Consider the following 14,205-nt stretch of genomic DNA (forward strand, 5'->3'; position numbering starts at 1 on the left):
TCGATGCCACCGATGTGGCTTCTGTGATCATTGTGCCGAATGTTGCTCATGTGATTTGGGAGGTAGTACGTGGTCGGCGTGTCGCCGAAGGTCCTAGACCGACATCTCGCCGTTGACCTTCGCCATCACCGCGCGATAGACGACCGGCGGGAGGAAGGGTTCGACATCGCCTCCGAGTTTGGCCACCTCTTTGACTAGAGAACTCGACACGTGGGTATAACGCGGGTCCGCCCACATGAACAGCGTCTCGACGTCGGCGAGCTCGCGGTTCATCTGCGCCATCGGCACCTCGTATTCGAAGTCGGTGCTCGAGCGCAGGCCCTTGATCATCGTCGTCACGCCCTCATTGCGCATGTAGTCGACGAGGAGTCCGCGCCAGCGGTCCACACGCACGTTGGGCAGATCGGAGCACGTCGCGGCAATCAGGTCGATGCGCTCGTCGACGGTGAACATCCCCTGTTTGTTCGGGTTGACCACGACGGTGACGATCACCTCGTCGAATCGGGCGGCCGCACGCTCGACGACGAAGCGGTGGCCGAGAGTGAACGGATCGAAAGAACCCGGGCACAGTGCGATGGTCATGGGCACGAACCTACCGTGTGCGCATCGGCCACGTGCATGGCCAGCTCGCAGAACATCGAGTCGGCCCAACTGAACCAGTCCCGGGTGTAGCGCGAATCGTCGTCGACGTGAAAGCTCTCGTGGACGTGCCCGGTGCCCGCGGTCGTGGCCGCGATCGTCCGCAACGCGGCCAACGACTCGGCACGATCCGGCGTGGTGAGCCCGGCGACGGCCAGCGCGATCGGCCAGACGTGATCGACGGGCGTGTGCGGACTGCCCGGTCCCGCGGCCGTCGTGCCCGCGTAGAAGTACGGGTTGTCCGGCGACAGCACGAAGCCACGGGTGCGCCGGTACCGCGGATCCACTGCGCTGACCCCGGCGACCAACGGCAGCGACAGCAGACTGGGCATGTTGGCGTCGTCGGCCAGCAGGACGCCGCCGAGCCCGTCGACCTCGTACGCCCAGATCTCCCCGTGGCGCGGATGCTCGACGACTCCATGCTCGGCGACACCGACCCGCAACCGGCTCGCGAGGGCAGTCGCCTTGTCGGCGAGCGCGTCCTCAGTACTCGCTACATCCGATGCCCGGCCACCCGCGCCCTCGGCCAACCGGAGCAACACCGCCATCCGCTCGAGCGTGTGCGCCGCCATCAGGTTGGCGGGTACGAGATAGCCGAACTCGCAGGCGTCGTCGGAGGGCCGGAAACCGGACCAGGTCATCCCGGTGACCGCGACCGGTGTCCCGCGCCCGTCGCGGGCCAGGGCGTCCTGCGCGCCGGTGTCGGGGCGGATGAACCGGTACGGCGAGGCGTTCTCGTGGTCGAGTTCGGTCGTCAACGTCTCGACCGCGGCGCGTGCCGCGCGCCGGAACGCCTCGTCCAGGTGATCGGTGCGCCCGGTGGCCGCGACGAGGTCGTCGGCGAGCTGGAACCCGAAACACAGCGAGTCGATCTCGTACTTGCGTTCCCACAGCCACGGATCGTCGCCCAGGTCGCGCGGCTCGTGGCAGTTCCCGTTGGGGGCGGCGTTGAACGCGTTGGCGTACGGATCGTGAGCGACAAAGGCGAACTGGCGACGCACCACCCCGCCGATCATCTCGGCGAGAAGATCCAGATGACCGCTGTCGTCAGCGGCCAGCAACCGCACGTACGGTCGCATCTGAGTCGAGGCGTCTCGCAGCCACATCGCGGGAATATCGCCGGTGATGACGAAAACGGTGCCGTCGTCGAGGCGGTACAGGGTCCGGGCCAGTGTCCGCCGCATCGCCGCCGCGAACAACGTCGCGCACTGCTCGCCAGCCGCCCCGGCCACCCGCTCGGTCCACATCCGCAACACCGATGGCGGGAGCAGCCGGTCGGGATCGGGGCGGGTACCCACCACGCGGTCGTCGACGATCATGCCACTGGCACCCGCACGAGACGCCGGTTCCCCAGGTCGGCGATATAGACGTTGCCCGTCGCATCGACGGCCACACCACGTGGCTGACGCAGGCCGTCCACCGGCAACACCTGCGTTTCCCCAGATCCCGATTCGAGCACGACAACGCGGCCGCGATCCGCGCCCTCGGTGACGTACACCGCGCCGGCCGCGTCCACGGCCACGTGCGACGGCCGGTGCACACCGAGGAACGGTAGTGCCTTCGCGGACTGCTCCCCCGGTGTCCATTCCCACACCGTGGTGCCGTCGACGACATAGACCGAGCCACGGCCGTCCACGGCGAGGCCGCTGGGAAACCGAACGTCGAACGGGAGGACGATGTGTTTGGGTTTGCCGAACCGTCGATTCCGCTCATCCACTTTCAGTACCCCGCCCTTCCCTTCGCCGCGGATGAATCCCGGCTGGTAGGCGACGTAGACCGCGCCGTCGGGACCGACAGCGACGTCGGCGAGCTTGCGGTCGTCGCCGATGCCGGGCAGCAACGTCGGTGCGGTGGTCCCCGCCGCCAGGACCACGACGGTAGCGAAGTTGTTGTCGGCGACGTAGACGTCGCCGCCGGCGTTGACGGCCACCCCGAAAGGACTGGCGAGCCCACCGATCGGGAGCGGCACCGGTGCGCTACCGTCGGCCGGCACCCGGCGCGCCCGCGCCCACTTGGTGACACCGAGCCCCGGCGGCGCGTTCGGATCGCGCTCGAAGTCGGTCACCACGAGATCGCCCGCCGCATCCACCGCCACACCCCACGGATCTCCGAGTCCGGCGAACGGTATGAGAAGAGGCCTGGAATAGTCGCGCATGCGGTCAGGCTACGGCTTCGTCTGGGACGGCTGGGCCCACGCCACGCGTGTGTCGCCGTACACCTTGTCCAGCACGGGACTCAGCGTCGGCGGCCAGGACGGCGGCTTCGAGCGCTTCGCGCGCTCCAGCACGAAGTAGCCGTCGCCGAGCATGGGCCCGGCCAGTGCCAGGATGTCGGTCAGGGCCGGGTCGGGCAGATCGTAGGGCGGGTCGCAAAAGATCATGTCGTACCTCTGGCCGGGCGCCGAGCGCAGAAACTCCGTCGCGTCGCGGCGGGCCACCGTGGACTTCTCCCCCGCGCCGCACGCCGCGATGTTGGCCCGCAGGCCGCCGACCGCGCGCCGGTCCTCGTCCACGAAGGTCGCCGACGCGGCGCCGCGCGAGAGCGCCTCCAGGCCCAGCGCGCCCGTACCCGCGAACAGGTCGAGGACGGTCATGCCGGTGAGGTCGACGCGCGCGTCGAGGGCCGCGAACAGCGCCTCGCGCACCCGATCAGATGTCGGGCGCGTCGCATCCGAGGCGACCACGAGACGCCGCCCGCCGTAGGCGCCGGCGATGATCCTCGGCATCAGAGCAGCGCGAGGTCGTCGGCGTGGACGAGTGGACCCTGCAGCTGAGCGGGGAGCGTCGACGTCCGGCGGCCCAGCATCTGCACCACCTCTTCGGCGCTGTATCCGGCCACGCCACGCGCGCATGGTTCCCCGTGCTGGTCGACGAGTTCGACGACATCACCGGCCGAGAACCCTCCGTGGGCTTCGAGGACACCGGCCGGCAGCAGCGATCGGCGTCGGCGCACGGCCGCGACGGCGCCGTCGTCGAGGACGACGCGCCCATGGGTCTCGGCGGCGTGACGCACCCAGAAACGCCTGGCCGACATCCGCTCGGCGCGCGGCGCGAACACCGTTCCCACCGACGCGTCGCGCAACGCCACATCGGCGTCGGCCGCCGCGGCGAGCAGCACCGGTACCCCGCCGTCCGCGGCCAACCGCGCCGCGGCGAGCTTCGACGCCATACCGCCCGTTCCCAGCGAACCACCGGAGCCGGCGATCACTCCGTCCAAGTCGTCGGGGCCGGCGACCTCCGGGATGAACCGGGCCGGGTCGTGCGCGGGCCGCTTGCGCGGATCACCGTCGTAGAGACCGTCGATGTCCGAGAGCAGCACGAGGGCCTCCGCGCCGGCCAGATGGGCGACGAGCGCGGCCAGCCGGTCGTTGTCGCCGAAGCGGATCTCGTTGGTCGCCACGGTGTCGTTCTCGTTGACGACCGCCACCGCGCCGAGGGAGCGCAGCCGGTCCAGTGTGCGCTGGGCGTTGGCATGGTGCGAGCGGCGCGAGATGTCGTGCGCGGTGAGCAGAACCTGGCCGACGACCCGGTCGTAACGCGCGAACGACGTCCCCCAGGCGTGGGCGAGCGCGAGCTGCCCGACGCTGGCGGCCGCCTGCTTGGTGGCGAGGTCGGCCGGCCGTTTGCGCAGCCGCAGTGGCGCGAGACCGGCGCCGATCGCGCCGGACGACACGACGATCACGTCGCTGCCCGACCGCATCCGGTGCTCGAGGGCATCGGCGAGCTTGTCCAGCCGTGCGGTGTCGAGGCCGTCGTCGAGGTCGGTGAGGGCCGCCGATCCGATCTTCACGACGACACTGCGCGCCCCCGCGATCGCATCGCGGGTCGGCGACGACAACGCTGACGGTGCACTCATTCGTCGTCCTCCTCGACGACGTCGAGGTGATCCCACTCCTCATGGTGTTCCCGGCGGAGCTTTCGCGCCGCCTTGCGTTCGGCGGCGCCGATGCGATCGGTGCGGTCGAGCCGGATGTCGGTTCCGCGGCCGGTCACCGGCACGTCGTCGCCCGTCGGGGTGGTCGGTTCCCAGTCGAAGGTGACGTCGCCGATCGTGACGGGCGCACCTGCCTCGGCGCCCAGGCGCACCAGTTCTTCCTCGACACCCAGACGGTTCAACCGGTCGGCGAGGTAACCGACCGCCTCGTCGTTGTCGAACTGGGTTTGGCGGATCCAGCGCTCCGGCCGCGAGCCGCGCACGACGAACCCACCGTCGATCTGCGGGTCGGGCTCGACGGTGAAGTCGGCTTCATCGACGGCCCGGGGCCTAATGATGGGGCGCCGCGCCTCTTCCTTCGGATTCGCCTCGCGGTACTCGCGCACCAGCTTGGCCAACGCGAAGGCCAGCTCCCGCAGTCCCTCGTGGCTCACCGCGGATACCCGGTAGATCGGCCAGCCGAACCGCTCCAGATCCGGCTCGACGATGTCGGCGAGCTCGGCGGCCTCGGGGATGTCGATCTTGTTGAGAATGATGATGCGGGGACGCTCGGCGAGATCTCCGAGCCCGTGGTCGGCATCGAGCGCGGGCTGATAGGCGGCGAGTTCCGCCTCCAGCGCCTCGATGTCGGAGACCGGATCGCGATCGGATTCCAGCGTGGCGCAGTCGACGACGTGGGCCAGCACCGCACAGCGTTCCAGGTGGCGCAGGAAATCCAGCCCCAAACCCCGGCCATCCGACGCGCCAGGGATCAGACCGGGGACGTCGGCGATGGTGAACGTGTCGATCGCACTTGAGCGTTCTCCGCCGCGCCCGGGTGCCGCCTGCACCACGCCGAGGTTCGGTGCCAGCGTCGTGAAGGGGTAGTCGGCGATCTTCGGCTTGGCCGCCGACAACACCGACACCAGCGACGACTTACCCGCCGACGGGAACCCGACGAGCCCCACGTCGGCCACCGACTTCAGCTCCAGGACGAGTTCGCGCTCCTGGCCCGGTTCCCCGAGCAACGCGAAGCCGGGCGCTTTGCGCGCCTTGGAGGCGAGGGCGGCGTTGCCCAGACCACCGCGGCCGCCCTGGGCGGCGACGAAGGTCGTGCCGGCGCCGACCATGTCGGCGAGGATGCGGCCCTGCTTGTCGAGGATCACCGTGCCGTCGGGTACCGCGAGCTCCAGGTCTTCTCCCTGCGCACCGTTGCGGTTGTCCCCCTGGCCGGGTTTACCGTTGCCACCGCGGGCATGCGGGCGGAAATGGAAGTCGAGCAGCGTGTGGACCTGCGAATCGACGACGAGCCGCACGTCGCCGCCGCGGCCGCCGTTGCCGCCGTCGGGTCCGCCCAGCGGCTTGAACTTCTCCCGGTGCACCGACGAGCACCCGTGGCCGCCGTTGCCGGCGGTCACGTGGATCGTCACCCGGTCGACGAAACGCGACATCGGTGCCTCCTGAATCGACTTCGAATACAAACAGGGCGGGCTGAGGGATCTCGGTGATCCCCGCCCGCCCTGTGAAGAGCTTAGTGCCGCCGGATCAGACCGAAGCGGTGTCCGGGACGATGTTGACGGTCTTGCGTCCGCGCTTGCTGCCGAACTCGACCGCGCCCGCCTCAAGTGCGAACAAGGTGTCGTCGCCGCCGCGGCCCACGTTTACACCCGGGTGGATGTGCGTGCCGCGCTGGCGGACCAGGATCTCTCCGGCGTTGACCTTCTGGCCGCCGAACCGCTTCACGCCGAGGCGCTTGGCGTTGGAATCGCGACCGTTGCGAGAGCTCGATGCGCCCTTCTTATGTGCCATGTCTGTCGTCCTCCTGCGGAAGCTGTTGGTCTGATTACTTGATGCCGGTGACCTTGAGCACCGTCAGCTGCTGACGGTGGCCCTGGCGCTTGTGGTAGCCGGTCTTGTTCTTGAACTTGTGGATCCGGATCTTCGGACCCTTGACGTGCTCGACGACCTCGGCGTTCACCGACACCTTGGCCAGCTTGTCGGCCTCGGTGGTGAGCTTGGCCCCGTCCACGACCAGGGCGACCGGGAGCTTGACGGTGCTGCCGGGCTCGCCCTCGAGCTTCTCGACCTTCACCACGTCGCCCTCGGCGACCTTGTACTGCTTACCGCCGGTCTTGACGATCGCGTACGTAGCCATCGGATTGTTCCTCAATCTTCGTTGTCACAAATAAAATGCCTGCCCGCGTTGCGCTGCAGGTAGGCGACTTTCCAAGGTTACGGGAGTGCCTCGTCGCGGGTCAAACCGGCATGCCGGTCGACCCACGTGAGCACGCTCACGCTTCGTGCTGCGGAGCCCCTGACGGCCGACTCGCGGCCCGGCGACGCGGGCGTCGGACGACGGCCACGGCCTCCACGTCGGATTGCTCCGCGATCGGTCCCGCGGTCGTCCTGCTCACCGCCGGCGTCTCGTCGTGTTCGTCCGATCCGATCACGATCGTGGTACCCGAACCGGTCGACACCGGTGCCCGCCGCACACGCCGGTGGCGCGGCTTCCGGACCGGCTGGTCCACCGGCTCCCGTTCCGACTCGGAGGCCGGCTCGGCGACCTCGGGCTCCGGTTCGACCGGCGCGACTTCGAGTTCCGGTTCGACCGGCGCGACTTCGAGTTCGGGTTCCGCCGTCGTCGCGATGGGCTCGGACACCGGGGTCGCAACGGACTCCGACGCCGTTTCGTCATCGAACTCCGGCGGTGCCGTGGACTCGGACGTCCCAGTCGCGGCGATGTCTAGGTCGGCCTCGTCTGCGTCGACCGTCTCGATCTCGTCGTTCTCGTGGATATGCGCGTGCATGGCCCGGAACAACGGGTGTTCGGCCGGATTGTGGGCTGGCGCCTTCGACTCGGCCACCGGCTCCGACTTGCGCCCCTTGCGCCTCGACCGCTTCGACGATCCGCCCTCACGGCCGGAATCCTCGGAACCACGGACTTCCACCGGGTCGGCGTGGACGATCACGCCTCGGCCCGCGCAGTGCGTGCACGTCGTCGAGAACGCCTCCAACAGCCCGGTGCCCAACCGCTTGCGCGTCATCTGGACCAGGCCGAGCGAGGTCACCTCCGACACCTGGTGACGCGTACGGTCGCGGGCCAGTGCCTCGGTGAGGCGACGCAGCACCAGGTCGCGGTTCGATTCGAGAACCATGTCGATGAAGTCGACGACGATCATGCCGCCGAGGTCGCGCAGCCGCATCTGACGGACGATCTCCTCGGCCGCCTCCAGGTTGTTGCGCGTAACGGTTTCCTCGAGGTTGCCGCCGGACCCGGTGAACTTGCCGGTGTTGACGTCGACCACCGTCATCGCCTCGGTGTGCTCGATGATCAGCGTGCCGCCCGAGGGCAGCCACACCTTGCGATCGAGCGCTTTGGCCAACTGCTCGTCGATGCGGTGCACGACAAAGGAGTCCGGCGCGTCGGGCCCGGGCTTCTCGAACTTCTCAACGCGGTCCATCAGATCGGGGGCGACGTCGGTGATGTAGCGCTCGACGAGGCTCCACGCCGTCTGCCCCTCGACGACCAGCTTGCGGAAGTCCTCATTGAACAGGTCGCGAACCACCCGGACCAGCAGGTCGGGCTCCTCGTAGAGCGCCTTGGGCGATACCGACTTGCCGGACTTGCCCGTCGCTCCTTGTGCGTCGGCGTCGATCTTGCGCCACTGCGCCTCCAGGCGCTTGATATCGGCTTCGAGATCGTCGGCGCTGATCCCCTCGGACGCGGTTCGAATGATGACGCCGGCACCGTCGGGGACGATCTTGGCCAGAATCGATTTCAGACGCTTGCGTTCCACGTCGGGGAGCTTGCGGCTGATCCCCGTCGACGATCCGCCCGGCACGTATACGAGGTAGCGGCCGGCCAGCGAGACCTGTGTGGTCAGGCGGGCACCCTTGTGACCCACCGGGTCCTTGGACACCTGCACCAGCACGTTGTCGCCGGGTTTGAGCGCCTGCTCGATCTTGCGGGAACCGCCGTCGAGGCCCGCGGCTTCCCAGTTGACCTCGCCGGCGTACAAGACGCCGTTGCGGCCGCGACCGATGTCGACGAAAGCCGCCTCCATGCCGGGCAGCACGTTCTGCACGCGACCGAGGTAGATGTTGCCGACCAGCGATGTCGAGTTGGCCGTCGTCACGAAGTGCTCGACGAGTACGCCGTCCTCAAGGACTGCCACCTGCGTGTAATCCTCGTGGGCGCCCGCGTCACGCTCGGCGCTGGTGTGCACCTTCTCGCGCACCACCATCACCCGTTCCACCGCTTCGCGTCGGGCCAGGAATTCCGACTCGCTCAGAATCGGCGGCCGTCGGCGACCCGCGTCACGACCGTCGCGACGACGCTGGCGCTTGGCCTCCAGGCGCGTCGAACCCGAGATGCCCTGCACCTCGTCGCGCGCGCGCTTGCTGCGCGGCTCCCGCTCATGCACCACGGTGTTCGGCGGATCGTCCGGCGATGCCTCCTCGCCTCCGTCCGCGCCGCCCTTGCGGCGGCGCCGACGACGGCGGCGCTTCGACGTGGCGGTCGCGCCGGAGCCCTCCCCGTCCGACTCCTCGCCGTCACCGTTCTCAGATTGTTCGCCTTCGGGCTTCTCACTATCCGACGTCGCCGTGTCGGTCGTCGACGACTCCGCCGTCTTGTCGGCGTCGACGGTGGCGTTGTCGTCGGCGTCACCGTTGGTGTCGTCGGCGTTCGTATCCTCGCCGTTGCCCTCGCCGCGCCCGCGGCCACGACCGCGCCGACCACGACGCCGGCGGCGGGATCGACCGGCTTGATCGTCGGACTCGTCGTCGGACGATTCGGTCTCGCTCGCGTCGCGATCCGCGTCCGCCTGTTCGATGTCGGCATCGTCGTCGGCCCGCGGCGCCGGCTCCGGAGCCTGAGGGGGCAGAAACAGCGGGTTCACGGCTTCCGGCGCCGCCGTCGTGATCGGGGCATCGGAAACTTCTGCCGCTGCCGAGAACAACGTCTCCGCAACAGGGGGCGCCGGGGCCGCCTCGGCTGTCTCGGGCGTCTCGGCTGACGGGAGTCCGCCGGCTCGGTCGATGACTCGCTCAGCGACGTCGCGGTCGATCGTCGCAGAAGCGCTGCGCACCGCCGATCCCAGTGCTTCGAGGTGCTCAAGCACGTCACGGCTCGTCGCCCCCATCAGGCGGGCAAGAGCGTGGACGCGCATCTTGTCGGGAAGTTCTGCTGCCGGTCCCGACGCGTTGGCGTCGGTCGGCGACCCGTTCTCGGTCACGTATTCTCCTTGCACCCCCGGGCGCGTCGAACATCAACGCGGCCACTCGGGGGCTCATGCGGTATGTGGTTGTGGGTCGCGCCGGGTTCACCGGTTGCGACCGCGTGAGCTGGTCTTTCGGTGCGATCGGTGTCTGACCGGAATCCCGGACGAGACAGGCGATGCGCTCCTCGTGGTGAGCGTCGGTCACAGACCTCGACGCCGCGGCGAACCCTTCAAGAGGATTCAAACGCCGTGGGGAGGGCCTGCACGCGACGCAGATGAAATCTCAGTCGCGGGCGGTGAACCGTCACCATGTGTTGCGGAGCCGACACGTGTGTGTCGGCGGCAACACAGGCCAGTATCCCACATGGGGATGGGATAAGGAGAATCCCGCGCCGACGGGCGCGGCTTCCAGCGGTCAGGCGTCGGCCAGCTCCGGGAACCAGAGGGCGATCTCGCGCTGCGCCGACTCCGGCGAATCGGATCCGTGCACGAGGTTGTTCTGAGTCTCCAGCGCGAAGTCACCGCGGATCGTGCCCGGCGTAGCCTTCTCCACCGGATCCGTGCCGCCCGCGATCTGTCGCCAGGCCGCGATCGCGCGCGGACCTTCGACAACGGCCGCGATCAACGGGCCGGACGTGATGAACTCGAGCAGGTCGCCGTAGAACGGTTTGCCTTCGTGCTCGGCGTAGTGACCGGCGGCCACCTCGCGCTCGGCGGTGCGCAGATCCAAGGCGACAAGGGCGAGGCCCTTCGCCTCGATGCGCCGGATGACTTCGCCGACGAGGCCGCGGGCCACGCCGTCGGGCTTGATGAGTACCAGGGTGCGTTCGGTCACGCGACGATAGTACTGAGGCACTTATCCACAATGTGAATCCGGGCGGTATTCGGCCGCGCCTCGCACGCGTACGCTGACCCCATGGAAGCGGCCGAGCAGGACCGGAAGTTCAACCGGATCGACAACGACATCAGCGCGATCTACGAGATCCTCACCGATCACGGCAAAGTCCTCGGTCAGCACACCGTGCGACTCGATACGCTGGAAACCAAGGTCGACCAGCTCGACACGAAGGTCGATCAGCTGGACACCAAGGTCGACCACCTCGGCACCAGAGTCGACCAGTTGGACACCAAAGTCGACGACCTCAGCACCAGAGTCGACACACTCGACACCAAGGTCGACCAGCTGGACACCAAGGTCGACCACATCGATATCAAAGTCGACCGGTTGGGAACCCAGGTCGAAGAGATGGGCGGAAAGCTCGATCTCGTCCTGGACCGCCTGGGCGATTAACCCTCGATCGGCTCCTGGCCCGGGAGTTGCCCATGAGCGATCCGCTGCTCGACGTCGCGCTTGATGTAGACGACGTAGGCCCATACCAGCGCGAAGATCAGCCCGATGACGGCGATCGACCAGTGGAAGACTCCGCCCACAATCGTGAGCAATGTCAGGGCGCAGTTCATCTGCAGCGCCCACGCGCGCGATTGCAGGCCGCACGCCAGGATCATTGCGACGATCAGCAGGCTCAAGTAGGCGATCGAGTACACGGTCAGTCCGTCGCCGATCTTCGCGACGACCGGAAACGCCAGTCCGACGACGATCGCCTGCAGAATCAGCAGCCCGGACATCACTCCGCGCAGCCCCTTCCACGGATCGGTGGCCGGGGCGGTGAATCTCGGGTGCTCGCTGGTCATGCGGGTTCCTTTCCGAACAGCGACCGGGCGGCGCCCGCGGTGACCACCGAACCGGTGATAACGACCCCGGTCCCCGACAACGGTGCTCCGTCGTCCTCTTCGGCAAGCGCGATGGCCTGCTCGACGGCATCCGGCAGGAACGGCTCCACGACGACGCGGTCCTCCCCGAAGACGGCCTCTGCGGCATCGGCCAGCACGCCGGTGTCCAGCGCGCGAGGGGAGCCGTTGTTGGTGATCACCACCTTGTCGAGTACCGGTTCGAGTGCTTCGAGCAGGCCGACGACATCCTTGTCCCCGAGTACCGAGATGACGCCGACGAGGCGCTGGAAGTCGAATTCTTCGGCGAGCGCCGCCGCGAGCGCCTGCGCACCGTGCGGGTTGTGGGCCGCGTCCAAGTACACCGTCGGCGCGCTGCGCACGCGCTCCAGCCGCCCGGGATTGATCACCGAAGCGAATCCGGTGCGCACCGCCTCGACGTCTAGTTGACGGTCGGGTCCGGCGCCGAAGAACGCCTCGACGGCCGCCAGTGCGAGTGCCGCATTCGCCGCCTGGTGTGCACCGTGCAGCGGTAGGAAGACTTCGGAGTAGACGCCACCGAGGCCCTGCAATTCGAGTAGCTGTCCGCCGACGGCGGTACGCGCGTCGAGAACGGCGAACTCGGAGTCCTGCCGGGCGACGATGGTTCCCGCCTCGACGGTGGCCCGCAGCAGCACCTCGGCCACTTCCGGAACCTGTGGCGCGACGATCGTCACCGGGTCGAGCGGGACCAACTGGTCGGGTGCAGCCCCCTTGATGATCCCTGCCTTCTCCCCCGCGACCGCGGCGAGCGTGTCACCGAGATAGTCGGCGTGGTCCATCGCGATCGGTGTGATGACGGCGACCTGCGACGAGATCACGTTCGTCGCATCCCAGCGCCCGCCCATGCCGGTCTCCACCACCGCGACGTCGACCGGAGCCTCGGCGAACACCGCGTAGGCCATGGCGGTGAGCACCTCGAACTTGCTCATTCTCGGTCCGCCCGCCGCCGTCGACGAGTCGTCGACCATGGTGATGAACGGTTCCAGTTCGCGGTAGGCGTCGACGTACATGCGCGGCGAGATCGGCGCGTTGTCGATCGAGATTCGCTCGGTGGCCAACTGCAGATGCGGGCTGGTGATGCGACCGGTCCGGCGGTGCAACGCGGTCAGCAGCGCGTCGATCATCCTCGTCACCGACGTCTTGCCATTGGTTCCGGCGACGTGAATCGACGGGTATGCCTCCTGCGGGGACCCGAGGAGATCGAGCAGCGCGCTGATCCGGGCCAACGACGGTTCTATCTTCGTCTCCGGCCAGCGCGTGTCGAGTTCGGCCTCGACCTCGGCAAGCTCGGCGAGATCGCCAGGATCGGAGGCGGCCGAGCCGGGGATGCTCACGCGCCGCCCAACGCAGCCAGCTTGGCCCCCAGACGGGCGATTTCATCCCGCGCGACTTCCTGGCGCGCCCGGATCTTCGCGACAACATCGTCCGGTGCCTTGGCGAGGAACTGTTCGTTGCCCAGCTTGGCCGTCGTCGTCGCCATCTCCTTCTCGGCCACCGCGAGATCCTTTGCGACTCGGCGCTTCTCGGCCTCGACGTCCACGGTTCCCGACGTGTCCAGATCGACCTGCACGGTCGCGGAGCTGAGCCGAACCTCGATAGATGCCGTCGCGGTGAACCCGTCGTCGGCGGGATCCAGCCGCGCCAGCGAGTCGAGATAGTGCCGCGACGACGCCAGACCCGCCTCGTCGATGCGGGTGAGCTGGGCGGCGACACGCTGACTCGGACGCAGTCCCTGGTCGCTGCGGAATCGCCGGACCTCGGTGATCAGTTTCTGCAGATCTTCGATTCGGGTGGCGGCCTCGACGTCACGAGGCGCGGCGGACGGCTTCGGCCACGGTGCGATCACTACCGAGTCGCCTCCGGTCAGCGCCTTCCACAGGGTTTCGGTGACGAACGGCATCACCGGCGACAACGCACGCAACAGTGGTTCCAGAACCGCACCGAGGACGCGGGCCGTCGCAGCCTTCCGCGCGTCGTCGGCCAGCTGGACCTTCGCCAGCTCCAGGTACCAGTCACAGACTTCGTCCCAGGCGAAGTGGTAGAGCGCCTCGCAGGCCTTGGAGAACTCGAAAGCCTCGAATCCCTCGTCAACGACGGCCAGCACCTCGTCGAGACGGTCCAGGATCCATCGGTCGGCATCGGTGAGCTGCTCGCGCGGCGGCAACTCACCCTCGCAGGTGGCCGAGTTCATCAACGCGAACTTGGTGGCGTTGAACAGTTTGGTGGCGAAGTTCCGCGAACTCTGCGCATGGTCCTCACCGACGGAGATGTCGCTGCCCGGGTTGGCGCCCCTCGCCAGCGTGAACCGCAGTGCGTCGGCGCCGAAGCGTTCCACCCAGTCGAGCGGGTCGATGCCGTTGCCACGCGATTTGCTCATCTTGCGGCCGTGCTCGTCGCGGACGAGACCGTGCAGGAACAGGTCAGTGAACGGCACTTTCGCCTCGCGCTCCGCGAGTCCCGCGGTGTCCTTCTCACCGACGAAGGTGCCGAACATCATCATCCGGGCGACCCAGAAGAACAGGATGTCGTAACCGGTGACGAGGACCGACGTCGGATAGAACTTGCGCAGATCGTCGGTGTCGTCGGGCCAGCCCATCGTCGAGAACGGCCACAGACCCGAGGAGAACCAGGTGTCGAGGACATCTGTCTCCTGGGTGTAGCC

14 protein-coding genes are annotated in these 14,205 nt (G+C 68.1%); 1 reads left to right on the forward strand and 13 read right to left on the reverse strand.

The window, feature by feature from the left end; genetic code table 11:
- Positions 1 to 93: 93 nt before the first annotated feature.
- From coaD to ndk, 10 genes are all read right to left on the reverse strand, one after another.
- Positions 94 to 582, reverse strand: a complete 489-nt coding sequence (coaD, locus tag GOARA_RS14030) for a pantetheine-phosphate adenylyltransferase (RefSeq protein ID WP_007323060.1) — start codon at positions 580 to 582, stop codon at positions 94 to 96.
- Positions 579 to 1,958 (reverse strand): glycoside hydrolase family 125 protein, encoded by a 1,380-nt coding sequence (locus tag GOARA_RS14035; protein ID WP_007323061.1) that lies wholly within the window; start codon positions 1,956 to 1,958, stop codon positions 579 to 581. The genes coaD and GOARA_RS14035 overlap by 4 nt, the downstream gene beginning before the upstream one ends.
- Positions 1,955 to 2,794 (reverse strand): NHL repeat-containing protein, encoded by an 840-nt coding sequence (locus GOARA_RS14040; protein ID WP_083834887.1) that lies wholly within the window; start codon positions 2,792 to 2,794, stop codon positions 1,955 to 1,957. The genes GOARA_RS14035 and GOARA_RS14040 overlap by 4 nt, the downstream gene beginning before the upstream one ends.
- 9 nt (positions 2,795 to 2,803) lie before the next feature.
- Positions 2,804 to 3,364, reverse strand: a complete 561-nt coding sequence (gene rsmD / locus GOARA_RS14045) for a 16S rRNA (guanine(966)-N(2))-methyltransferase RsmD (RefSeq protein ID WP_007323063.1) — start codon at positions 3,362 to 3,364, stop codon at positions 2,804 to 2,806.
- A complete protein-coding gene (gene proB, locus GOARA_RS14050) occupies positions 3,364 to 4,494 on the reverse strand; it encodes a glutamate 5-kinase (protein WP_007323064.1) in 1,131 nt (376 codons plus the stop codon). The genes rsmD and proB overlap by 1 nt, the downstream gene beginning before the upstream one ends.
- Positions 4,491 to 6,002, reverse strand: a complete 1,512-nt coding sequence (obgE, locus tag GOARA_RS14055) for a GTPase ObgE (protein ID WP_007323065.1) — start codon at positions 6,000 to 6,002, stop codon at positions 4,491 to 4,493. Before obgE ends, proB begins: the two co-directional genes overlap by 4 nt.
- Positions 6,003 to 6,096: 94 nt before the next feature.
- On the reverse strand, positions 6,097 to 6,360 hold the full coding sequence (gene rpmA / locus GOARA_RS14060; RefSeq protein WP_007323066.1) for a 50S ribosomal protein L27: 264 nt from the start codon (positions 6,358 to 6,360) through the stop codon (positions 6,097 to 6,099).
- A gap of 34 nt (positions 6,361 to 6,394) precedes the next feature.
- Entirely contained in the window at positions 6,395 to 6,706 is a 312-nt protein-coding gene (rplU, locus tag GOARA_RS14065; RefSeq protein ID WP_007323067.1) for a 50S ribosomal protein L21, read from the reverse strand.
- Positions 6,707 to 6,842: 136 nt separating this feature from the next.
- Positions 6,843 to 9,788, reverse strand: coding sequence for a translation initiation factor IF-2 N-terminal domain-containing protein (locus tag GOARA_RS14070; protein WP_007323068.1), 2,946 nt, complete (start codon positions 9,786 to 9,788; stop codon positions 6,843 to 6,845).
- A gap of 400 nt (positions 9,789 to 10,188) precedes the next feature.
- Positions 10,189 to 10,608 carry a nucleoside-diphosphate kinase gene (ndk, locus tag GOARA_RS14075; protein ID WP_040523313.1) on the reverse strand — a complete coding sequence of 140 codons (420 nt, stop codon included), beginning with the start codon at positions 10,606 to 10,608 and terminating at the stop codon, positions 10,189 to 10,191.
- An 81-nt stretch (positions 10,609 to 10,689) separates the two neighbouring features.
- Between ndk and GOARA_RS19050 the strand changes: the two genes are divergently transcribed.
- Entirely contained in the window at positions 10,690 to 11,064 is a 375-nt protein-coding gene (locus tag GOARA_RS19050) for a coiled-coil domain-containing protein (RefSeq protein ID WP_007323070.1), read from the forward strand.
- Here GOARA_RS19050 and GOARA_RS14085 read toward each other — a convergent pair.
- The 3 genes from GOARA_RS14085 to GOARA_RS14095 form a co-directional block, all read right to left on the reverse strand.
- Positions 11,061 to 11,465, reverse strand: a complete 405-nt coding sequence (locus GOARA_RS14085) for a DUF4233 domain-containing protein (protein ID WP_007323071.1) — start codon at positions 11,463 to 11,465, stop codon at positions 11,061 to 11,063. The genes GOARA_RS19050 and GOARA_RS14085 overlap by 4 nt on opposite strands.
- Positions 11,462 to 12,877: a bifunctional tetrahydrofolate synthase/dihydrofolate synthase gene (gene folC / locus GOARA_RS14090; RefSeq protein WP_007323072.1), complete on the reverse strand. Its 1,416-nt coding sequence runs from the start codon at positions 12,875 to 12,877 to the stop codon at positions 11,462 to 11,464. The genes GOARA_RS14085 and folC overlap by 4 nt, the downstream gene beginning before the upstream one ends.
- Positions 12,874 to 14,205: class I tRNA ligase family protein (locus tag GOARA_RS14095; RefSeq protein WP_007323073.1), on the reverse strand; the 1,332-nt coding region annotated here is incomplete at its 5' end. The genes folC and GOARA_RS14095, both read right to left, overlap by 4 nt.

The sequence above is a fragment of the Gordonia araii NBRC 100433 genome (genome assembly GCF_000241265.1).
Taxonomy (GTDB): Bacteria; Actinomycetota; Actinomycetes; order Mycobacteriales; family Mycobacteriaceae; genus Gordonia; species Gordonia araii.